21 protein-coding genes and 2 pseudogenes are annotated in these 19,938 nt (G+C 65.2%); 4 read left to right on the plus strand and 19 right to left on the minus strand.

Annotated elements, in window-relative coordinates:
• Window positions 1-126: 126 nt before the first annotated feature.
• From JOE61_RS22770 to JOE61_RS20255, 6 genes and pseudogenes are all read right to left on the minus strand, one after another.
• Window positions 127-564: pseudogene (locus JOE61_RS22770) on the minus strand (GHMP family kinase ATP-binding protein); the annotation flags it as partial.
• On the minus strand, window positions 561-1,631 hold the full coding sequence (locus JOE61_RS20235; RefSeq protein ID WP_193671146.1) for a glycosyltransferase: 1,071 nt from the start codon (window positions 1,629-1,631) through the stop codon (window positions 561-563). The pseudogene JOE61_RS22770 and the gene JOE61_RS20235, both read right to left, overlap by 4 nt.
• Window positions 1,619-2,407, minus strand: a complete 789-nt coding sequence (locus JOE61_RS20240; RefSeq protein WP_193671147.1) for a hypothetical protein — start codon at window positions 2,405-2,407, stop codon at window positions 1,619-1,621. The genes JOE61_RS20235 and JOE61_RS20240 overlap by 13 nt, the downstream gene beginning before the upstream one ends.
• The gene (locus JOE61_RS20245; protein ID WP_307823129.1) at window positions 2,407-3,768 is read right to left on the minus strand and encodes a nucleotide sugar dehydrogenase; all 1,362 of its coding nucleotides are present in this window, start codon (window positions 3,766-3,768) and stop codon (window positions 2,407-2,409) included. The genes JOE61_RS20240 and JOE61_RS20245 overlap by 1 nt, the downstream gene beginning before the upstream one ends.
• Window positions 3,734-5,257 carry a putative type IV secretion/conjugal transfer ATPase gene (locus JOE61_RS20250; RefSeq protein ID WP_227492400.1) on the minus strand — a complete coding sequence of 508 codons (1,524 nt, stop codon included), beginning with the start codon at window positions 5,255-5,257 and terminating at the stop codon, window positions 3,734-3,736. The genes JOE61_RS20245 and JOE61_RS20250 overlap by 35 nt, the downstream gene beginning before the upstream one ends.
• 5 nt (window positions 5,258-5,262) lie before the next feature.
• Window positions 5,263-5,664 carry a hypothetical protein gene (locus tag JOE61_RS20255; protein ID WP_193671150.1) on the minus strand — a complete coding sequence of 134 codons (402 nt, stop codon included), beginning with the start codon at window positions 5,662-5,664 and terminating at the stop codon, window positions 5,263-5,265.
• 238 nt (window positions 5,665-5,902) lie between these two features.
• Here JOE61_RS20255 and JOE61_RS20260 point away from each other — a divergent pair, with 238 nt between their 5' ends.
• A complete protein-coding gene (locus JOE61_RS20260) occupies window positions 5,903-6,337 on the plus strand; it encodes an SMI1/KNR4 family protein (protein ID WP_193671151.1) in 435 nt (144 codons plus the stop codon).
• Window positions 6,327-7,163: a hypothetical protein gene (locus tag JOE61_RS20265; RefSeq protein ID WP_227492405.1), complete on the plus strand. Its 837-nt coding sequence runs from the start codon at window positions 6,327-6,329 to the stop codon at window positions 7,161-7,163. Before JOE61_RS20260 ends, JOE61_RS20265 begins: the two co-directional genes overlap by 11 nt.
• Window positions 7,164-7,200: 37 nt before the next feature.
• On the opposite strand, the gene JOE61_RS20270 is transcribed toward JOE61_RS20265, so the two are convergent.
• From JOE61_RS20270 to JOE61_RS20290, 4 genes are all read right to left on the minus strand, one after another.
• A complete protein-coding gene (locus JOE61_RS20270; protein WP_193671153.1) occupies window positions 7,201-8,622 on the minus strand; it encodes an SCO6880 family protein in 1,422 nt (473 codons plus the stop codon).
• Between the two features lie 309 nt (window positions 8,623-8,931).
• A protein-coding gene (locus tag JOE61_RS20275; RefSeq protein WP_372440070.1) for an IS3 family transposase occupies window positions 8,932-10,349 on the minus strand; the annotation gives its coding sequence in 2 pieces (ribosomal slippage) (window positions 8,932-10,109 and window positions 10,109-10,349; 1,419 coding nt in all).
• A 57-nt stretch (window positions 10,350-10,406) separates the two neighbouring features.
• Window positions 10,407-11,492: a TrbL/VirB6 family protein gene (locus JOE61_RS20285; protein WP_193671167.1), complete on the minus strand. Its 1,086-nt coding sequence runs from the start codon at window positions 11,490-11,492 to the stop codon at window positions 10,407-10,409.
• Window positions 11,493-11,518: 26 nt separating this feature from the next.
• Complete coding sequence (locus JOE61_RS20290; RefSeq protein WP_307823130.1) at window positions 11,519-11,836, minus strand: DUF6112 family protein; 318 nt, start codon at window positions 11,834-11,836, stop codon at window positions 11,519-11,521.
• A 79-nt stretch (window positions 11,837-11,915) separates the two neighbouring features.
• On the opposite strand from JOE61_RS20290, the gene JOE61_RS20295 reads away from it, so the two are divergent.
• On the plus strand, window positions 11,916-12,248 hold the full coding sequence (locus JOE61_RS20295) for a DUF3024 domain-containing protein (protein ID WP_193671166.1): 333 nt from the start codon (window positions 11,916-11,918) through the stop codon (window positions 12,246-12,248).
• Between the two features lies 1 nt (window position 12,249).
• On the opposite strand, the pseudogene JOE61_RS22755 reads toward JOE61_RS20295, so the two are convergent.
• The 9 genes and pseudogenes from JOE61_RS22755 to JOE61_RS20340 form a co-directional block, all read right to left on the minus strand.
• Window positions 12,250-12,947: pseudogene (locus JOE61_RS22755) on the minus strand (DUF6349 family protein).
• Window positions 12,948-12,979: 32 nt separating this feature from the next.
• Window positions 12,980-13,273 (minus strand): DUF6112 family protein, encoded by a 294-nt coding sequence (locus JOE61_RS20305; protein ID WP_227492407.1) that lies wholly within the window; start codon window positions 13,271-13,273, stop codon window positions 12,980-12,982.
• A 6-nt stretch (window positions 13,274-13,279) separates the two neighbouring features.
• Complete coding sequence (locus JOE61_RS20310) at window positions 13,280-14,362, minus strand: M23 family metallopeptidase (RefSeq protein ID WP_193671164.1); 1,083 nt, start codon at window positions 14,360-14,362, stop codon at window positions 13,280-13,282.
• A gap of 3 nt (window positions 14,363-14,365) precedes the next feature.
• A complete protein-coding gene (locus JOE61_RS20315) occupies window positions 14,366-15,043 on the minus strand; it encodes a hypothetical protein (RefSeq protein ID WP_227492406.1) in 678 nt (225 codons plus the stop codon).
• Between the two features lie 28 nt (window positions 15,044-15,071).
• Window positions 15,072-16,058 carry a ParB N-terminal domain-containing protein gene (locus JOE61_RS20320; protein ID WP_193671162.1) on the minus strand — a complete coding sequence of 329 codons (987 nt, stop codon included), beginning with the start codon at window positions 16,056-16,058 and terminating at the stop codon, window positions 15,072-15,074.
• Window positions 16,051-16,899 carry a hypothetical protein gene (locus JOE61_RS20325; protein ID WP_193671161.1) on the minus strand — a complete coding sequence of 283 codons (849 nt, stop codon included), beginning with the start codon at window positions 16,897-16,899 and terminating at the stop codon, window positions 16,051-16,053. Before JOE61_RS20325 ends, JOE61_RS20320 begins: the two co-directional genes overlap by 8 nt.
• Window positions 16,896-17,270, minus strand: a complete 375-nt coding sequence (locus JOE61_RS20330) for a hypothetical protein (RefSeq protein ID WP_193671160.1) — start codon at window positions 17,268-17,270, stop codon at window positions 16,896-16,898. The genes JOE61_RS20325 and JOE61_RS20330 overlap by 4 nt, the downstream gene beginning before the upstream one ends.
• The gene (locus tag JOE61_RS20335; protein WP_193671159.1) at window positions 17,267-18,181 is read right to left on the minus strand and encodes a bifunctional DNA primase/polymerase; all 915 of its coding nucleotides are present in this window, start codon (window positions 18,179-18,181) and stop codon (window positions 17,267-17,269) included. Before JOE61_RS20335 ends, JOE61_RS20330 begins: the two co-directional genes overlap by 4 nt.
• A 313-nt stretch (window positions 18,182-18,494) precedes the next feature.
• The gene (locus JOE61_RS20340; RefSeq protein ID WP_193671158.1) at window positions 18,495-19,322 is read right to left on the minus strand and encodes a GIY-YIG nuclease family protein; all 828 of its coding nucleotides are present in this window, start codon (window positions 19,320-19,322) and stop codon (window positions 18,495-18,497) included.
• Window positions 19,323-19,415: 93 nt separating this feature from the next.
• On the opposite strand from JOE61_RS20340, the gene JOE61_RS20345 reads away from it, so the two are divergent.
• Window positions 19,416-19,931, plus strand: a complete 516-nt coding sequence (locus tag JOE61_RS20345) for a hypothetical protein (protein ID WP_193671157.1) — start codon at window positions 19,416-19,418, stop codon at window positions 19,929-19,931.
• Window positions 19,932-19,938 lie beyond the last annotated feature (7 nt).

The following is a 19,938-nucleotide window of genomic DNA, read 5'->3' on the forward strand; positions in this document are numbered from 1 at the left end:
AAAGGCCCGAGGTCTGGGTTGGCGTCTCATGAATGGGCCGCCCCATGCATCTGGCGAGCTCGCGCCCAGATCAAGTAGCGGTCGACCATCGAAAGCAAGGCGAACACCGAGCGATGATTCTGCCCCGATTCCAATGCGTGCAAGTTGGTGCACCGAGAGGAGCGGACGGCCAAGTGCCCACTGACAGCCTTGAAGAAGTGCGACTAGATACTGGGTCGTCGATCCGAGTCCCCGGTGTTCCGGAAGACGAGATTCGAAGTCGATGCGGAGATTCGATAAATCGATCTTCGCTCGCTCCGCGAACATGGGAAGCTGCTGAAGGGACGGCGGGAGTGGGGGTGATTCGCACGAGTCGCCGAGAGCCTGGATGCGCAACGTGAACTGCAGTTCCGGCACGGAGAACCCGAGGCCACCGCCCCTTGGAACCGCGGAGGACAGGTCGATTGACCCAAGGTGCACTCTGGCCTGTCCCTTCACTTCCACGGTTGCTGGTCCCACTGGACGGAGCGCGCGCTCGGTGAAGGCCTGGATCGACTCCTGCGCCCAGATCATGGGCGTGCTCATGCTCGATCCGCGAGTTCGGGCTGTGCCAATACAGCCCCCCACATGCCGACGACGGTCTCCTCGTTGTGCCGTTCCCGGATCCGCTGGACCATGCCAATCCGCATGTCGACGGAGTCCTCCCTGGCAAGGTGGGCGACTAAGTGGTGATCAAAGTCGTGAAAGTTGGTCAGCCATGCAACGGCTGGATAGTCCTGAAGCAATTCTCGGCACTCGGGGATGTCACTGGCAATGATCCATTGGCCGCGAGATGCTGCCTCTAGTAGTGAGTTGGGTGAGCCCTCACGCGTTGACAGATGCAAGAACACACTGGCGACCGCAATGTCGCGATGCATCCCATTGGTAGGTTGAAGGAGCCTGACACGATCGTCCAGTGAGTCGCAAAATTGGTCGTACATCGTGAGGTTCCCGAAGGACGGGACCGGTTGAGCAACGACGACTAGGCCCTTCCGAGCGGCGCGATTTAGGCAGGCAGCCAATTGCTCCGGCTGCTTTCGAGCCTCAACACGGCCAGCCCATGCCAGGTCCGCCCTTCGGGGGCTCGCCAGATCTTCGTCGTGCCCCTTTACCTCTTCATCCAACAGAAGGTTCGGAACGACCGACACCGGTACTCCTGGAACAGCACTTCGGGTCATGACGGCCGACGCGTTGCCATTGGCAACTATTCGGTCGAACGCGCTTGCGGCTTTGCCCGGATGTTCAACCAGATTTCGACTTGCGTGGTCAGCGGTGGGAGTCCTCCAGATGCTGTGACCACCTCGTTTCCGGAACTCGGAAGCGGCGGCGAGCTGTTGGAGACCCGTTCCGGGGCCGAGCGACGCGAAGAGGATAGGACCGTGTTCGGGGTCAAGGCGAAGGGTGCGTCGTTGGACGCCATCCGCCCATTCCACCAGTGAGGCTCCCGAGCGGGTAATTGCCTGATGCTTGATGTCAGGCGGCGTGAGCTCGGAGGTGTCAATATGTACGATCCACGATCGCCGACTCAGCGCAGTCGTGATTCGGTATAGAGCTCGCTCCATCCCGCCGATATGGGGAACGAAGAACGGCGTGTACAAGGTCAGGCTGCGCATTGGATCGCGGCCTCCCAAAATACTGCTGCCTCCACGTTCCCGAGAGCGCGGAAAGACGGGAGCCTCCAGTCTGAAACTTGATCTGCGACCAACTGCGCCGCTGCGGACGAGCCGATGAAGGCCTGGCAAAACGAGGGCGGCTTAGATCGGGTGTTGAGGACCTTGGCGAGTGATGCTTGGAGTAGCCACGATCGGGCATCCACTTCAGAGACGTCCTGAATGCTTGGTCGGCCGTACGATCCCTCGACGAAGGCTATGGCGGATATCTGCGCATCGGCGGGTCCCTCGGGCGGAAGGAGTAGCGATTGCCCTGTTCGGCTGCGAATGTGGCGACGTCGCCATCCTGTGCCAACCAGCCAGGGCTTGTTCATCGCAGGATCAACAACCACCGTGTCGTCAGTGATGACCGACGCCACCTTGGCGCACCTTGCTGCGAAGTGCGACTTCCCCGAGCCGATCACCAAGAGTCCGAGACCATCGGATACGAGCATGGCCGCATCGACGACAACTCGTCCTTGGATGGCGTGGCTTTCTCCATGCCAGAAGCGCAACGCGCCGTATGTCAACTCAGACCACGTTGGTATCGCCCGAACGTTTATGGCCCGGACTTCAGATCGACCGAACGTCCACCGGCCTTCGAGCGTTGCCTTGTCGCCCCGAAACCGAATATCGGTTAGGTCCGGAAAGAGTGGCATGAGTAGTTCAGGCGGCGGGGCTTCGGAGACACCAATGACCTCAATGAGGTTCGAAGTCGCTGAGAGCAGGATCGAGGGCATCAGTCGATCACTCGCTCAGTGCTGAGGGTGCGGTAGCGGGTACCTGGCGCAGCGTCGCGAACCACCAGATCCGTCAACCACAGGTGCGGGTCGTAAATGAATCCGTCATGTGAGATCGAGTCAACGATCTGTTGGGAGAGACGTGCTGAGGAAAGGGATGCGTGGTTGCTGTAGAGGAGCACAGCGTTCCAAGCGTCATCGCCCGGCAGGCTTGAATGCCGGTATCCTATTCCAGTGATGTCCGATGCGGGCACCACTGGGTCGTACACCGACACATCGAAGCCCAGGTTGACAAGTTCCCGGGCCACGTGAAGTCCAACGGAGTTCCGCATGTCTGTGGTTGGTGGGCTGCCTTTGAAAGCTGCGCCGCAAACTAGGATGCGGACCTCGGCGGCCGCATGCCTGCTGAAGTGACGCGCGAGGCTAGAAATCGTGGGTTCTTGTGCCTGATCGTTCACGATTCGGGCACGCCCGAACAACGTGTCCTGCGGCGGTACCGGCAAGAGGGACTCGGCGAGTATGTATGAGTCCTTGGTGAGGCAGGACCCCCCAACGCCTGGACTCGCGTGCTTGAGTCGATCACGGGGATAGTCGAGATTTACGTCATCTACCAAACGACGGATATCGATGCCGTGCATCTCCGCGATCTGGCACAACTGATTTGCGAGCGCTTGGTTGATGTCGCGAACCGCGTTGGTGGCCAGTTTCCCGAGTTCGGCGGCCTCAATGCTTTCCGCAGCCTGGCAAGGCATGCCAGCTTGTGTCATTACGTCCACCGCGCGTTGTGTACTCCGCGACTCCAAGCCGCCCACTAGGTGTCGTATGGTGCGGGATTCGGTCAAGGTTCCGCCTGTTGAAGTTCGTTCCGGTGCGAAGGCGATGAGGAAGTCGCCACCCGAGAGACCAGAAGCCTCTTGTAGTACGGGGATGACTCCGGCCCGGGTTGTTCCGACCGGAACCGTCGAACGCATAATTACGAGGTCTCCGGGGCGAAGTACTGCGCCAACGGTTCTTGCCGCCAACAATAGGTTATCGAGACGCGTTTTCTTGGTCGCGGAGTCAATGGGGGAATCGACACAGATCACGTGAACGTCGCTCGGCTCGGGGGCCTCACCGACGAGCAGGCCGGGGATATCGAACTCATAACCGGCGGCTCGAAGTCCATGCGTCGCTATCCTGCGACGCGCCGGTGCGGTGTCGACACCAAGGACCTGCATCCCGGACTCCGCGGCTAGTGCTGCGAACTTGAGGCCAACCTCCCCGAGTCCGACAACACCTACCTGCACTGACGACTCCTTTGATCTCAACCTCATCCCCGGACGGACACTAGTGGAGGCGGTGGATGTTCGTTGGCACAACATTGGAAAGTGCACCCCTTGGGCGCATCCGGCCCGTAGTGTCGAACAACTCCAGCTCGGCGGGATGGAGCTGGTGCTGGACCACGAACGACCTGTGCTTGATCCGCCATAGTCCTTGTCCGGTGCCCAGCGTTGGCAGGAGCGACTGCTCGGTGCCGGTCAGCCCGAGGGTCGCGGCGGTGGAGCCAAGCTGGTCGGACTCCTGCCGATAGACCACTCGCGTCTCGGCGTTGGCCAACAGGGACGAGGCGAGGGCTCGCATCGCGGAGCCCTGATCGCCGACGTTGTCGAGGTCGGAGAGTTTGTGGAAGATCAACATGTTTGCGATGCCGTAGTGCCGTGCCAGCCGCCAGTGGGCGTCCATCCGGCGCAGCAGAGCCGGGTGGGACATGAGGCGCCACGCCTCGTCGTACACGACCCAGCGTTGACCGCCGTTCGGGTCGAGCAGGGCGGACTCCATCCACGCGGACGCGCACGTCATCAGCACCGAGATCAAAGTGGCGTTCTCCGTGACCCGAGACAGGTCGAGGGAGACCATCGGCAACGTCGGATCGAACCGCACAGTCGAGGGACCGTCGAACAGCCCGGCTAGGTCACCCGCGACGAGTCGGCGCAGCGCGTGGCCGGCGAGCCGGCCGTCCTCGGCAAGCCGACCATCGGAGTCGGTGGCCGGATCGGGAGCCAGCAGCCGGTCGACGACCATTGGCAACACCGGGACGTCTGCCGAGCGCACGGCCTCAGCGAGGGCGACGTCGATCGCGGTGTGCTCGAGAGGCGTGAGCCGACGGTCGAGGACGGTCTCCGCCAGAGCGCCGACCAGTTCACGTCGTCTTGCAGTCACTTGTGCCGCCCACTGCTGATCATCGAGGCCAGCCGGACGGTGCCCCTCATCGAGCGGGTTGAGCCGGTTCGGCATCCCATGCCCGAGCGCAATCGCCTTACCGCCGACCGCCTCGGCGACGGCCGTGTGCTCCCCCTTCGGGTCACCGGGGACATAGACGCGACGTCCGAACGGGATCGAGCGGGTGTAGAGGCTCTTCGCCAGAGCTGACTTTCCAGACCCGACGATCCCGGCCAGAACAAGGTTCGGTGCGGTGATCAGCCCGCGGGCGTAGAGCACCCAAGGGTCGTAGACGAACGAGGACCCGGAGTAGAGATCTTGACCGACGAACACCCCGTCGCTCCCGAGCCCGCCTTCCGCGAGGAAGGGGTACGCACCCGCCAGGGTGGCTGAGGTGTCCTGATGACGCGGCAATCGCAGGCGACCCGGAGTGCGGAGCGCAGCGGGGCCGGGTTCGCCCGCCTTTGGTAGCACTATCGTTGCGCGCCGCTCGGCCGCCAGTTCGTCTGCCTTCGCCTTGGCGACGGCCTTGCGGGAGTTGCGGTCCTCGGCCAGCAACGACTTCGCCGCCGCCTTGCGTGCCCGCCGGTCACGACGACACTCGCGTCGAGGGACGACGAGGACCGCGCTGTGCAGGCGGCCTTCGTCCAAACCCTTCACAGTGACAGCCCGTGGTCCACGGACGAGCGCGACAAGGGTGGATCGGGGAACTCGCGGTGATAGGCAAGCGTGGCCTCCGCCTCCTGAGCGTTCGCGATGATCTCGCCAACCTGTCGCACCATTTCGCCAGCCCGGTGGAGATCCCACGACACCCGGTACGCAGCCGAGCGAGCCTTCGGAGAGTCCGCCGGCACCCACTCCGTTTGCCGCTGACGTGCGTCGTGGAACTCTGCGATCTGGTGCAGCGACTGGCTCAGGGACGCGACCGCTGAGGTGAGGGAACCGAGCACCGAGTAGATGTCGCGAGGGTCGTCGATGGACCGGGTCGCATGCGCCAGACCACGCAGGACTGTCTGGACTTCGTCGGCGGCAGCCGCCGGGTTCTCGAACGTGGGCATCGGGGCCTCCTTCTCGATCTGGTCGAGAAGGAGGTGTGCCACCACGTCTGTGATCGCGCCTACGCCGCGCTGAACAGCAACAGCCGCACATCCGGCCTCCGACCACCGGCGTAGCGAACGCGGCCCGGCACGTCTTCACCCAGATTGGAATTTGGGATGATCTACACGCCTCAGGCACGACCCGAGGACCATCCACGCCGAGCGTCAACCAATTCGAGTCAGTTCCAGGAGTGACGAAATGTCAAGTGAGCCCGAGGCCGTTGCAGACCTGCTGAGGTCTCAAGGGCAGATGAGTTTCGTGGAGCCGACGACGGATGCGCTTATCGAGGCGTTCGAGTCGGAGCATGACCGTCAACTACCGTCCCAGCTCAAGCGGTGGCTCCTCGTTTCGGACGGCGGAGACTTCTTCCTGCCTGCGGGCTTTCAACTGCGCGGCATTGAACATCTTCCGTTGATCGATGTAGACGACCCGGATCGACCAGATGACAGTTACATCGTCATCGGCACTTTGTCCTCGGGCGACCCAGTTCTGTGCGAGGAATCAAGTGAGCGAATCTCGATCTACAACCACGAGGTCGGAAGGATCGAGGACGACGAGACCTTCGCCGATTTCTTCACCTTTCTGACCAGTCTGGCTGAGGTGGTCGGCATTGGTGACGACGATGTCGAGTAGGACTGCGGGTCGTAACCGAGCGATCAGGAAGGCATGGGAGAACGAAAAGAGGCTCGTACTTGAAGGCAAGGGCACCCGTGATTGGACGCCCGAGCAGCAGGAGCAGATTGCGGAGAAGGGCAAGGCCTACGACGATAAGGGGCGGGCATTCGAAGGCCAGCACATGAAGAGTGTCTCGGCGTACCCGGAGTATCTGGACGACCCACGAAACATCCAGTTCCTTTCGCACGATGAGCACCTCGCCGCGCATGTCGGCAGCTGGATGAATCAGACCAACGGCTACTACGACCCGGTCCTGAGGACAATGTCGAACTTCGGTGACGGGCCTCCCCAACCGTGTGCCGAGTTGCCGCTTACAAATCCGCTGTATCCCGAGCTTCTCAATCCGGCCAGCACTGAAACGACCAATGCCAGCACTGAAACGACCAATGCCAGCACAAGTACCCCCTCCCTGGTGGCTCCTTCCTCCAGAAGCTTTGCACCCGCACCTGCGGCGGCGACTCCGAAGGGCAACTTGCGGCAGTGGACTCAGTCACTGAAGCGTGTCGCCCAGCAGACGTGGAGCAATCCACATGTGCGGGCGGCGGTGCTAGCCACTGCTCCAGTCGTGGCGAAGGTGGCTATAGACGCTCTTGGTGACCGCTCGCCGAGAGGAGTCCGCGCCACTACTGCTTCGACACAGTCATCCACGAGGCGGGCCCCGGCAGCCAGCGCCGATGCTTTGCGCGAGGCCCGTCGGTCGCCCGACGAGCACGGCGTGAGTGGATACACCAGGAAGGACGGGACAAGCGTTCGGCCATACCAGCGCGGTGGGAAGAAGGACTGACAGCCGCCAGGCTGAGATCGGCCCTCAGGTCTGGTGCTCAGACCGAGCGGCATAGTGGCAGTGCGGCGGCCGAGAACGCCTGGGCTTGCTGTCCCCAGAGCCGACGTGTCTCGCACGACGCTTGGATGGCGGCCTGCTCGATGTCGGCTACGGCCCGTTCGAGTTCGTCGGGGTCTTGGGTGCTGACGGCGATCAGGCCGGTGGTGCGGAGGATGCCGTGGCCGGCGGTGAGGTCGGCCTCCTGCTGGAGGACGTCGTTGTATTCGGCGGACTGCTGGGCGTCCTCGATCTGGCCGATCCTCTGCCTCTGAGCGGCGTCGGAGATGTACTCGGCCTTCTTCTTGCGGATGTCGCGGGCAGCTTGGTCGGAGCGCATCGGCGTGTAGAGCAGTGTGAACGTCCGTCGTACGCCGGAAGAGAGCAGGACGGGTGCGAGGAAGCCCGGGTAGACGAGTGATCGCGGCCATTCGCTGATCCAGAGCACGCAGTGGTGTGCGGAGTCGCTGCGCACGCTCGACCAGTTCTCGGTGACAGCAACCGGGCCGGCGGTGGCGAGGTCGCGGCCGAGCTCGCCGTGGCGCTCCAGAGCGCCAGCCACCACGGGGTCGTACGCGGAGCGGAGGATGACCGCGAGGTCGCCGGGCTCCAGCCAGCCCGATGGAGCGAGGTCGGCCGCGCGGAGGGCCGCGGTCATCGTGGACATCTCTTGACGGAGAACTGCGGCTGCTCCCCGGTTGCCGCCACCGGCTGCACGAATGGCGCGGCCCGCCGCCTTCATGTCGAGTGAGATCGACACGGTGCTCGCGTGCCGCTCGCCAGCAGGGCCGGCGCGGTCGATCAGTTCGCCGTACGTCGTCGAGGTCCAGGAGTCGTTGTGGGTTCCGTGCTGGGACCACCACTCGGCGAGGCCCTTCCCGGAGTCGGGCAGCGTCCGCTCCATCACCTGCAACGAGGAAATGCGTCCCGAGCGGCACGCCGTGGCAAGCACTCGCCCCCAGCTCGTGACACGGCGTTGTTGCTCGATCGGGTCAAGCAGGATGAAGGCTGGGTGGGTGACGCCGACGATGGCAGTCAGCGTCGCGGCGTGCGGGTCATGAACCATGACCGCACCGCTCTCGGGGTCGAACCACTGACGAAGACGCGCGGCATCCCCAGGCAGCGACAGCGTGCCAGCCGGTCGAGGCTTGACGATGTGGCGGCGGAACAACGACTGACCACCGGTGGACCGCCAGAGCCAGCGGCTGACCACGGGCAGCCACTCGATCAGCTTGCGACCGCCGACTCCGATGAACGCGAGGGCAGCGCAGAGCAGCAGCACGGGAACGACATACATCAAGGACGGTCCACCGCCGAAGTAGAGCGCGAACACCAGCATGATCGCGCCGAACCCGACCACGACGAGCTGAGACCCGGACAATCCCAGGAGCACACCTCGCCGTGTCAGGCGGGAGAACTTCATCGGAGCGAGTTCGTAGTCGTGTGCAGTCGTTGGGTTGCTCACCGGTCAGCCCTTCTTCCCGTTGGACTGTGAAGGAATCGAGTCCGCGACATGCGGCGGCAGGGGTGCGCCCGAGGACGAGACCGGGGTCTTCTGGGCGGCGTCTGCCTGTTGCGAGGCGGCACCGCCGACCGCCTGGCCGGTCCAGACTCCGGCCGTGGCGGCTTCCTTCGCCACGACCACACCAGCAGCGACTCCGCCAGCGGCAGCCCCGCCCGCGGCTGCTCCGCCTCCTCCCGGAAGATGTCAAGCAGTCTGAGACACGTCTCGTCACGCGGTCTGTATGAGGGCCTCCGGTGATGGCTGGTTGATCCAGGCGGCCTGGGGGAGCTTCGGGGCCTGGGGTCGGCGGGTGCCGAACCGTTCGGGGTGAGCGGCGTGGGCTGCGTCCAGGGTGTGCTGCCGCTGGGCCCGGATCTCGGTTGCGGTGCCGTGGTGGACCGACGCGGGGGTGTGCAGCCCGATCCCGGAGTGACGGTGCTCGTGGTTGTAGTAGCCGAAGAAGTCCTCGCAGAACGCTCTCGCGTCGGCCAGCGAGCCGAACGCCTCGGGGAAGACCGGGGCGTACTTCAGGGTCTTGAACATGGCCTCGCTGAACGGGTTGTCGTTGCTGACCCGCGGCCGGGAATGGCTGCGGTCGACGCCGAGGTCGAGCAGCAGCTGGGCGACGGGTTTGGAGGTCATCGACGTCCCGCGGTCGGCATGGATCGCCTGAGGGATGCCGTGCACGCCCATCGCTTTCTCCAGCATCGTCTTGGCGATCTCGGAGTCCTCGACAGCCTGCACGGTCCAGGCCACGACGTAGCGGGAGTAGATGTCGAGCACGACGTAGAGCTGGAACCAGATCCCGCGCTGGGGGCCGCGGACCTTGGTGATGTCCCAGGACCAGACCTGCCCCGGCGCGGTGGCCAACAGCTCGGGCTTCGTCTTGGCAGGATGGGTGGCCTGCCGGCGCCGCTCGCCGGCCGCACCGTGGGCGCGCAGCAGCCGGTGCATCGTCGACATCGAGCACAGGTAGGTGCCCTCGTCCAGCAGCGTCGCCCAGGTCTGGGCCACCGACTTGTCGCAGAACCTCGGCGAGGTCAACACCTCCAGCACCTCGGCTTGCTCGGCCACGGTGAGCGCGTTCGGCGGCCTCGGACGCGACGGCTTCGGGCCGTGCAACCGAGGCTGCTTGGCGCGGTAGTGGCTGCCCCTGGGTCGTCCCAGCAGCTCACACGCCTTGGTCACCGAGGTCAGCTCGGCGAGCTCGTCGACGGCAGGGTTGATCACCGTCCGGGCGGCTTCGGCGTGCCCGTGCTCTCGGAGAGCGTCTCCAAGAGCGCGTGTGCTTTTCCCACGATGTCCAACGCGGCCCTCGTCCTGGCCAACTCGGCCTCGGCCTTTTCCGCACGGGCGCGCAACTGTTCGACCTCCCGATCCCGCTGCCGCTCGCGACGGTCCTTGGCCTGGGGGGCCAGCGCTGAGGCGGCGCCAGACTCGGCGGCCTTGCGCCACTCCACGATGTGGGAGGAGTACAACCCCTCCCGCCGCAGGATCGCACCGCGCTCGCCGCGGTCGGCGGCGTCGTAATCGGCCAGGATCTTCGCTTTGTACTCGGCGGTGAACGTGCGTCGCTTCGGACGGTCTGCTCTCGGGCTCACCACCCCATCATCGATCCGGGCAGCATCAGCCAACGTCATGGTCATCAGGTGTCTCGCTTCTCGCCCGTGCAGAGGGAAGGAACTCAGTAGCGGTGTCTCACCTCAGCCTGACGCACAGGGTCCTCCCGAGGAAGCCGCACCCGCACCTCCGGTTGACGGTCCCGTACCCGTCGGTGCTGCGGCCGGCGCGGGTGAACCGCCACCATTGCCGCCGCCGTCGAGCACCTTGCTCGGCTGCGAGCTCGGGGCGCGGTTCATCGGGATCGGCATCGGGCGGTTGAGTGCCGACTTGCCTTCCTGCTCGGCCGACATCGCTTGGTACATGTCGAAGCCCATGAAGTTGATCGCCTTGTAGGTCATGTACGGCGCGAACCCGGCCATCAGCATCAGCACGACGCCGGCGATCGGCTCTGACACCGACTGGATGTCACTGTCGATGGGGGCGGAGACCTGTGCGGTGGCGAGCAGGAAGATCACCACCAGGACGACCTTCGAGAGGATGAGGGCGATCACGAACGATGCCCACCTGCTGACCCAGGAGCGCGTGTGGTCCCAGCTCGACCCGGCGAGGGCAATCGGAGCGAACACGATCGCGATGAGGAGTAGTGCCTTGCGGACGAGCAGGCTGATCCACACGATGCCTGCCGCGCCGATGGCAAGGCCAGCGATGAAGATCGTCAGGATCGCACCCGCGCCGGGCGCCGCGAGGTTGAGCCCGACGAGGCCGGTGGTGAGCAGGGCGACGCGGTCGCCCATCTGCTCCATGTTGGTCCCAGCCGCGTTGACGATGCCGATGCAGAGCTGGTCGGTGACTTCCATGGCCGTGGCCAGCAGAGCGAGCGCGACGAAGGAGCCGAGGATCGACTTCGCCAGTCCGAGGGCTGCTCGCGACAGTGCGGCTGGTTCGCGTCGGATCATGCCCCCGATGACTTGGAGCATGAAGAAGCCGAGCATCACGAAGACGGCGATGCCGAAGAGGATGTTGTAGACCCTGGTGTACTGACTGCTGGTGACGTCGACCATCGTGGTCGAGTCGAAGACCTTCCACACGGCCTCGAACATCCAGCCCGCAGCGTGCCCCATGCCCTGAGCCAGCCAGTCGAAGGGCGCGGACACCAGCGCTCCGGCCGCGTCGCCCGCGACATCGCACACGGATGAGATGACAGGTACATCGCAGACGTCGACCATCGTCGTGTTCTCTCGTGCTTGCCCGGTCAGACGGACTGGCCGACGTTCCAGAAGAAGTTGACGAGGGCGACGGACGCGCCGGTGATGATCGCGGCACCGAGCCCGACCAGGACGCCGAGCTTGCCGCGACCAGCCAAGTGCGGGTTCGACGAGTTCGCGCCGAGTGCCCAGACGACCGCCGAGACGATCAGGGCGAGTACGGCGAGGATGAGGCCGACGGTCATCGTCGCGCCGACGATGTCCTTGAGCTGGCTGATCCCCGGCAGCCCGTTGGAGTTCGGGCCGATGTTGATGTCCTGCGGCAACAGCGACAAGACGGCGGTGGGTAGACCGAGGGTGATCACGATTCCTCCTGAGTGAGTGGACGGTTCACTCGCTCAGGTGTTCGGGTCGGACCACGGTGCCCTCGATAGCGTTGCGTCTGTGGCGCTTCCCGAGACCGACCTGGCACGAATCAAGAAGTGGTGCGACTCGATCTGGCCGAAACACATGTGGGACCAGGCGAAGGTCGAAGCCGACGTTGCGCCGACGCACGTCACCATCGTCGAGGTCCGGCCCGACTGGATGGGTGGCCCGGTACCCACGCGATTCCCCATCGCTCGGCTGCGCTACACGAAGACCACCGGCCAGTGGGCGATCTACTGGCGCGACCGGAATCTGAAATTCCACGAGTACCAGCACAAGCGGCCGTCGAAGAACGTCCAGTCGCTGCTCGACTACATCCGCGAGAGCAAGGACCCGATCTTCTTCGGTTAAGTCAGTCGCCAAGGCCGATGCCGGGGGACGTCGCGGCCCGCGCATGCTCCAGCGTGAAGTCCGGCATACGGCGGAGGGGCTTGACTCCCTCGACGATGCGGTCGGGGTCCACGGCCGTGTGGGAGATGTCGTAGCCGCCCCACGGCGAGCGGCCGGGGACGTGGCGCGTTCCAAAGGGCCGACGCTCAGTGATCATTGGCGCACCGGGCACCTGCATGGACTTGGGGTAGTGCTCGGCGATCCAGTTCTTCGTGGCCTTGGACATCCGGTCCGTGTCCATCGCGCGCAACCTCGACGGGACGATCGGGAGTTCGCGCCAGCCGGGGGGGCGTGGTCGTGCCACAACTCGACAGCGACGTTCTCGTGGTCGGTGATCGCGTTCCACTCGCACGGTTCACAGATCGCCTGGTACATCAGATCGCCGACACACTGGCACGACTCGTGCCGGTCGGCGTGCTTCCACGGCTCACAACGCAAGTCTGTTGTGTAGAGCGCGAAACCGTGGCCCGCGACCTGGGCGTTGTCAGGGACCGTGATCGAGTGGCGCCACAGGTTGACGTGGGTCTTGTCGTGCGCGTGCAGGAACATCCAATGGTCCAGCGCCGCGTCGAGCTCGGCCGGCGGGTAGTACACCGTCGTGAAGTGCAGGGGAGCACCACGCCACTCGGGAGTCGACTCGACGGCCGCCTCGTGGAGCATGCCCTCGATGTCGAAGGCGAGCTGCTCCTCGCTCACAACGTCGCTCCCACGTCGAGGAGCCAGTTCGCCCAGGCGAGCGCACCGCCGGTGAGTACAGCACCGCCGAGGGCGACGAAGAGGCCGGTCTTCGCCTTGCTCGCGGTCTGCCAACTGCCTTGAGCCGAGCCGATGGCCCACGTCGCCGCGCAGATGACAACCATCAGGACGGCGACGATCAACCCGTAGGTCAGCAGCGCACCGACGATGGCGCGGAGTTGGCTAGAGCCGCCGACGGCACCGAAGTCGGGGCCGACGAGAGGCAGAATCGCGGGGATCTTCATGGTCATCAGGTGCTATGCCCGAGCCGTCCAGTGACAATGGTCGTAGTGTCCGCCGGTCACGCTGTTGGGATCGTGCATCCCGCCGCCGTCGTAAGGTCGCCAGCCCTCGGACGCTCGCGCTACCGACCAGATGCGTCCCTGCCAGATGAGGTACTCAACGCCGAGGGTCTCGGCGTTCTCCTTCAGCCAGTTGGTGACCTTCCAGCCGTAGTCGAGCGCACGGCCGCTTGCTGCGGTGCCGATCGAGTTGCCGAAGGTGCCGTCGCAGGCTCGGCCAAGGGGGTGCTCCGACTTCCCCGAGCGCGGCGACCAGCACGCCCACTGGGAGTCGGGGAAGTTCTTCTGGACCTGGGAGAGGATGTGCGCGGTCCGCTGTGTGATCTGTCCGTCAGAGGTCGGGTCGTCGACAAGGCCGTCGGGACTGTCGCCGGTGTACGGCGACGCCGGACCACCGTTCGTGCATCCTGCGTCACTCGTGGCTGAGCCACCCTCGACGTTTGCCGCGCCGTTCGAGGCCATCCAGGGCTCCGGGTCGACTGGTGCAGCGTCGGTGCCACCGGGGCGGACCTCGAAGTGCAAATGGGTGCCGGTGGAGTAGCCGTCGGAGCCGACGTCGGCGATGTACTGCCCAGCGGTGACGGTATCGCCGGCTTCGACATGGATGCCATCGGCGTACATGTGGGCGTAGCCGGTGGCAACCCGCTTTCCTCCGACGGTGTGCTCGATCAGGATGAGGTGGCCGTAGCCCGTGGCTGGTCCGGCGAACGCCACACGGCCGTCGGCGGCGGCGAGGATATGCGTCCCGGCTGGCGCGGAGAGGTCGACGCCGGTGTGCAGCTTGTACTCGCCGGTGACCGGGTGGACCCGCATCCCGAAGCCACTCGTTCGCACCCAAGTCCCGCCAGGGAGCGGGACGACCACTCGGGCGGTCTCGGGGAGCGTGGGCGCAGCCCCACCGACCGGAGTAGATGCCGGCGAGACGAGGCACTGGTTCTCGGCCTGCGCCGCTGGACTCATGAGCGCTCCAAGACCCAGCAGGATGCAGGCCGGGCCAAGGAGGATCGCGACCAACCCGCCAGCGACGACCTTGCCCATCGGTCAGTCCAGCGGCTTGTCGAGCATCGACAGCCGGAGCAGGTGACACTCGGGGTACGACGGCGCGCAGACGAGGAAGATGGTGAACGCCACGTCGTGCTCGGACGAGACCGGCTCGCCCTCCCAGATGCCGGAGCGGTGGCGGGTGCCCTGGATCGTGAGGGCCGTCGTGCCGGGGAGCAGCTCGTCGCCGGCCTGCGCCTCAGCCTCGGCCCACTTGGTTGGGGTGCTGACCGAGTCCACGGTGAGCCATTGCTCCGTCTCGTACTTGGTCAGTTCGACCCACGCGTCCTGCGTCGGCAGGTAGTTGTCGAGGTCGGACACCAGGCCGGGCGTGGACTCGCCGGTCGGGTCGGCGACTTCGGTTAGTAGCTCGATGTGGTCGGTCCTGGAGACGAGCGTCGCGGTGTTCCACGCGAAGATCGCCTCAGCGACCTGACGAGCGAAGGTCTCGGGGTCCGACGTCCGGCGCAGTTCAGGGAGTTCGGTCACTGCCGGGACGTCGTGGACCTCCGTCAACTCGACCGGCGCCTGCGCCTTGGTCGACGCAGCGCTGGGGGAGTGCGCCCGGTGGACCAGCACGGCGTACGTCACGAACGCGATCAGCAACAGGGCGGATGCGACACCGGCGACGATGAGGCGTCGGCGGCGGAGGTCATCAGCAGTGGTCGGGTAGAGCATCAGCATGGCCTTCGGGAGTCGGGGGTGGTCACGACTCAGGTGTGCCGCCCGCCTCCTTGGCGAGGGTGACGGCCTCGGCGAACGCCTTGGTCTCGTCGATGACGCGCAGGAAGAGCGCCCAGTCATCGGGCTTGATCTCGCGGGCGATCTGCTCGACGTCGTACTTCTTCGACCAGCCGTCCATCTCGGCCCACTTGAGGTTGAACGAGCGTGTCGATCGCTTCCGGTTGGCGGCCTCTTCCTCACGCTGTCGCTTGTTCTCCTGGATGCGCCGACGCCGGTCTTTCTTGGCTTGCTCGAGGGCCTTTTCGGCTTCCTCGTTGAGCTTGGCCTCGGCTCCGGGCGCCATCATCGCGGCGATGCGCTTGGCGGCCATTACGCGTTGGTAGCCAGGGTCGACCGGGCCGCCGTTGCGGATTGCGGCCAGCTCGTCCTCGGCGACCTTCCGGACGTCCTTTGGGAGTTCGCGGTCAGCAGCCACGCGCTCCATCTCCAGGATCGCCTCTAGCCGGGTGTGGGATGCCCGCTGCGTGACCAGAAGGGCCGCCTGGTGTCGAGTCCTGCCGGGTGCTCCCGGTGGTTCCGATTCGGAACCACCGGGCTGGCCTGCAGTTTTGTCATTTTCGTGTCCGAACTGCGACGCCCTCTGACGCCGGGCTGCATCCTCCTGGAGGAGGGTTTTCATCTCGTCGTACAGATGCGCGGCCTCGATGTTGGAGAGCGGCTTGTGCGTTGTGTTCTCGTCGCGCTCGGCGAGGAGCCGGGTAAGCTCGTCGCTGATCCCGGACCTCACCCACACACGCAGGGTGTGCCATCCGAGCTTCTTGGCCGCTTCGAGGCGGCGGTAGCCGCAGATCAAGTAGCCGTCGGGTGTGATGGTGACGGGTTGAAGAAGGCCGACTCGTTTCAAGGAGTCCACCAGTGGAGTCAGGTCACCGGTGTCCCGGCGGTGGCGTTCACCGACGACGATGGTGCTGACGGAGCGGTCGAGCTCGATGTGGCCGCGCTCAGACATAGCTCTCACCTGGCTCGGTTGTGAAGTCCGGTGCGGCTGCCTCGACCATGTGGACGAGGCCCTTGTCGTCGAAGAGTTCGATGACCGGGAAGCCCATCGCTGCTTGCTTGAGTAGGCCGTGGCTCCTCGTGGTGCCCGCGAAGTCGGGGTGCGGGTCACCAAGCACGGCGCGGAGCACGTGAATCCACGCGTCTTGCCCGATGTCTAGGAATCCCGGGCCGTCGCCTTCTCGGAGCAGAGACTTGTATGCAATCTCGGGCTTGCCGCAGCGACTGAGCCGAGCGGCGATGTATTCCATCGCGAGCCGCGCACTGGTGGGGGCCCAACCGAGGTCTACGAAGAAGTCCACAACGGTGTCGAGGGCGAAGAACGCGTTGGTCGGCTCGCCGTCAACGTTGTCCTCCTTCTCGGCGTACGGGTCGGCCGTCTTGGCGAAGAAGTGGAACGCCGGGTGATAGTCCGCGATCTCCGAATCACGATCCGCGAACCGCTCGGCGTCGTGGTAACCGAGGCCGGCTGTCTTGCGCGCCTGTCCGGTCGAGCAGAGCAGTCCCTCGGCCCGGGACTCGTAGATCAGGCTCAGCTCGACCGCATGGGTGACGACCGCCCAGGGGTCCTCGGCGACGCGAGTGGATCGCATACGCATCACCTCGAAAGCGGCGACGGCAGCATCGCTCGGTTCGCGGCCGTGCTTGTGGGCGAGGCCGGCGTACTTGTCCATCGCGTAGGTCATCAGCTCGGCGGCTTCCGGGCTGGTCTGCCATGCGCGCCGTCCGGCGTACGCGAGGTCGAGCAAGAGGAGCCGCAGCCCCTCAGCGGTTGCATAGGTGGGTGCGGTCATAGCCCGAGTCCTTCTTGGTCGGTGATGCTCGGACCTGTGGCGTCGGGTCGAGCGATCGAGGTGCGGGTGATGCGGCGCGACGCCTTGGAGACGGCAGAGCCAGGGGTACGACGCGCGCGGCGAGTCAGCTCGGCCTGGAGGTTGATGCCGCGACGTACGAACTTCGAGCTGAGCAGAGTCGGCATCTCGCTGGGGCGAACCCAGGCGACGCTCGGATGAGATCGGTCTGTCTCCTGCCGGGCACCGGAGGTCGGGACCGACGGGTCCTTGTAGACGGCGAGGGCATCGACCGTCTTCTCGGCATCCGGGGTCGGAGCAGGTTCTGGGGGAGTGCGGTCGAGGTGGCGCACGTAGGGGTCCGGCGTGTTCACAGTCCCACCGCCTCAACCGCGTTCGTAGGGCGCGGCTGGCTCGCCGGCCCGAGTCGAGTCGCGATCCGGTACGCCGACCGGATCGTCGCCATCGCTTCCCGCTCCGGGAGCCCGGCGGTGTACGCCGCCGGGCCGAGCAGGGAGGTCGTTGTGCTCAGGTCGTGGCCCTCTTCGGCCATCCGGCAGGCCGCCCAGAAGAGGCCGCCGTTGCGGCCTCCTTCGGGGCGGGATGCGACCCAGGCGGCGAGCTTGTCCGGCCTCGCGCCGACGGCTGGGAGGTCGGTGGGTGGGCGCATTGGCCGGGGCGGGTCGAGGAACCCTCGGAGCCCGTTGGCGTCCACCGCGGCGGGATGGTGGGAGGCGACCGCGATCTGCTCGTAGCTGCGGGTCACGCCGTCCTCGCCGGTCACTCGGGAGGGCGGGACGACGATGTACCCGCCGTCGCCTCGGAAGTCGATGTGCTTTCCCGGCACCTGCCACGACCGCTGCTCGCGCTCGCCTGTGTGGAGGAAGTAGGCGTGCAGCCCGCCTGACGGGGTGCGGACCAGCCAGGCCCAGCCTTCGACGAAGCCGGCCCGCCGTGCGTGCTCGAAGGCGGGGTATCCGGAGACGGTCTTGTGAACATCGACGTCGACCACGTCGACGCCACCGGCCGCGCCGGTAGGCACGCCGATGTTGGCGTCAGGGTGTCGGCGCCACCAGAAGTCGATGACGTCTCGCTCGGCGCTGGCGTCTTGGAAGCCGTGGGCGGTCAGCGGGCGCTTGCCGCAGGGGACGCACGGAAACACGGGGATGCCGTTGACCCCAAGGTGTTCCGCCGCCGTAGCGAGATCCGGTGCGTTGACGATGTCGTTGAGGAGCCGCGGACTCCACCGGACTGCCGCGGCTCGTGATTGGGGCAACTGGTTCATGCACTCGACTGTCCTCAGCCTTCGCACCAAAAAGCGCCCCTCCTGAGAGCGCCCCCCAAGGGAGGGCGCAGGGAGGGCGGAGAACGTCGTCACGCGTTTGTGCAGGTCACGGACCCATCTGGCCGCGCCCCTCCGCGAGTTGAAAGACTTTGGCGGAGGGGGGTTGCGCGACCCAAAGGAATGATTCATCGCGCAGCGGCCCTAGACGGCAGCGGTGGAGGGGTTGGCGTCGATCGCGCCGGAAGGACGCGGATCGCACGATCGGCCATCGAGGGCCGAGTTGGGTCTGCAGCGAGCGGTGCAGGCAGCACCTTCAGTTCTTGTTGTGCCCCAGCGACCGCGCGTGCATCACGTCCTTCCAGTACGACTCGCGCTGCAGGACATGGTCGTCGTCGGTACGCATGGACCAGTACTCGAGGAGAGCGAACCGCATGTTGGTGCGGTAGTACTCGTCGCCTTTCTCCTCGAGCAGCGCTTTCAGCCCGACGTTGCCGCCGTGCAGCGTGGCCGCGTATGTTACCCAGCGCTGCCAGATCCCGGTGTCCCCGTACGCCGAACCGACATAGCGCAGCCCGGTCTCCTTGTCATGGATGACGTAGACGCCCTTCATGCTCTCTAACGCGATCCGCCAGTCGGCCCGCGCTTGAGTGACGACAGCCTGAAGATCGGCGAGGCTGTGGTTGATCCGATCGTGCCCCGGGAACGGGTCACCGGCGAACGGCTCCTGGAGGATCGATGAAACCGTCATCGTGGGCAGCACGGACTCCATCGTCCGGCGAATGTTCCGGCCGGACCTCTTGTGGCGGATCCAGAGGCGGCGGACGAACGGGCCCATCAGGTCCTCACGAAGCGCCACCGTGTACGAGTGGGCCTGCTGCGTTGACCTGCGCTCCAGGACTTCCCAGATCCCGCCAAAGAGCCAGAGGGTCGCGTCATGCTTGTCCTGAGCCACCGAGAAGACGAACTCGCGATTGAAGTCGTCCTTCACACTTCGCCACGAGTTCCACCCCTGCCACTCCTCCGGGTTGCTGGCCAAGACGTCAATTGGGTATTTGACCTGATTCCAGACGGCGAAGTGGACCTTGTACTGCCTGGGATTGAAGCCCTCGGGGAGCAGACTGGTCAACGGGATGGCCTCCATGGCCGGACCATAGCGGGGAGCGACCGTTGACGAAGTTGAAGAGTCCCTGGCGGACGCCGCCCTGTAGATACCCGATCTCTTCCGAGGAGCTTCATGATCGAGATGGGCGAGAGCCTTGTCGGTGCCTACCTTCGTTACGCGAAGAGCTGCGACATGGTCCTTTACAACGAGCGCACCGAGGCACAAGGCGAGATCGATGTCATCGGCGTGCGCGGCGGCGACGTGCCCGAGGTCTGGCTCTGTGAGGTGGCCACTCACATCGCGGGTCTCGGCTATGGGGCCGACTTCGGACAAATGACAAACAAGATCGCCAGCAAGCTGGAGCGCGCCGCCGCCTTCGCACACAAGCTCTTCCCGAGTCACGTGACCCATGTCGAGTTCTGGGCGCCGAATGTGCCGGTGGGGAAGACGACAGACTGGTTCACCGAACACGTGGAGCTCAGCTCGGCCAGTGGCGTTGAGGTCACTTTCGTGATCAACGCCGAGTACACCCAGCGCCTGCAGGAACTGGTACACCTTGCAGCGAAGGACACCAGAACACCCAGCGAGCCCGCGTACCGGTTGTTACAGATCCTGACCCATACGCGCGGAGGCAAGTTGACCCTGTAGATGCGGT

It is taken from the genome of Nocardioides salarius (genome assembly GCF_016907435.1).
In the GTDB taxonomy this organism is placed as follows: Bacteria; Actinomycetota; Actinomycetes; order Propionibacteriales; family Nocardioidaceae; genus Nocardioides; species Nocardioides salarius.

Excerpts from the sequence above, each read along its gene's own strand:
- JOE61_RS20235 (WP_193671146.1), bottom strand. The coding sequence starts at position 1,631 with ATGCGCAGCCTGACCTTGTACACGCCGTTCTTCGTTCCCCATATCGGC.
- JOE61_RS20240 (WP_193671147.1), bottom strand. The coding sequence starts at position 2,407 with ATGCCCTCGATCCTGCTCTCAGCGACTTCGAACCTCATTGAGGTCATT.
- JOE61_RS20245 (WP_307823129.1), bottom strand. The coding sequence starts at position 3,768 with ATGTTGTGCCAACGAACATCCACCGCCTCCACTAGTGTCCGTCCGGGG.
- JOE61_RS20255 (WP_193671150.1), bottom strand. The coding sequence starts at position 5,664 with ATGCCCACGTTCGAGAACCCGGCGGCTGCCGCCGACGAAGTCCAGACA.
- JOE61_RS20260 (WP_193671151.1), top strand. The coding sequence starts at position 5,903 with ATGTCAAGTGAGCCCGAGGCCGTTGCAGACCTGCTGAGGTCTCAAGGG.
- JOE61_RS20265 (WP_227492405.1), top strand. The coding sequence starts at position 6,327 with ATGTCGAGTAGGACTGCGGGTCGTAACCGAGCGATCAGGAAGGCATGG.
- JOE61_RS20270 (WP_193671153.1), bottom strand. The coding sequence starts at position 8,622 with ATGAAGTTCTCCCGCCTGACACGGCGAGGTGTGCTCCTGGGATTGTCC.
- JOE61_RS20285 (WP_193671167.1), bottom strand. The coding sequence starts at position 11,492 with ATGGTCGACGTCTGCGATGTACCTGTCATCTCATCCGTGTGCGATGTC.
- JOE61_RS20305 (WP_227492407.1), bottom strand. The coding sequence starts at position 13,273 with ATGACCATGAAGATCCCCGCGATTCTGCCTCTCGTCGGCCCCGACTTC.
- JOE61_RS20310 (WP_193671164.1), bottom strand. The coding sequence starts at position 14,362 with ATGGGCAAGGTCGTCGCTGGCGGGTTGGTCGCGATCCTCCTTGGCCCG.
- JOE61_RS20315 (WP_227492406.1), bottom strand. The coding sequence starts at position 15,043 with ATGCTCTACCCGACCACTGCTGATGACCTCCGCCGCCGACGCCTCATC.
- JOE61_RS20320 (WP_193671162.1), bottom strand. The coding sequence starts at position 16,058 with ATGTCTGAGCGCGGCCACATCGAGCTCGACCGCTCCGTCAGCACCATC.
- JOE61_RS20325 (WP_193671161.1), bottom strand. The coding sequence starts at position 16,899 with ATGACCGCACCCACCTATGCAACCGCTGAGGGGCTGCGGCTCCTCTTG.
- JOE61_RS20335 (WP_193671159.1), bottom strand. The coding sequence starts at position 18,181 with ATGAACCAGTTGCCCCAATCACGAGCCGCGGCAGTCCGGTGGAGTCCG.
- JOE61_RS20340 (WP_193671158.1), bottom strand. The coding sequence starts at position 19,322 with ATGGAGGCCATCCCGTTGACCAGTCTGCTCCCCGAGGGCTTCAATCCC.
- JOE61_RS20345 (WP_193671157.1), top strand. The coding sequence starts at position 19,416 with ATGATCGAGATGGGCGAGAGCCTTGTCGGTGCCTACCTTCGTTACGCG.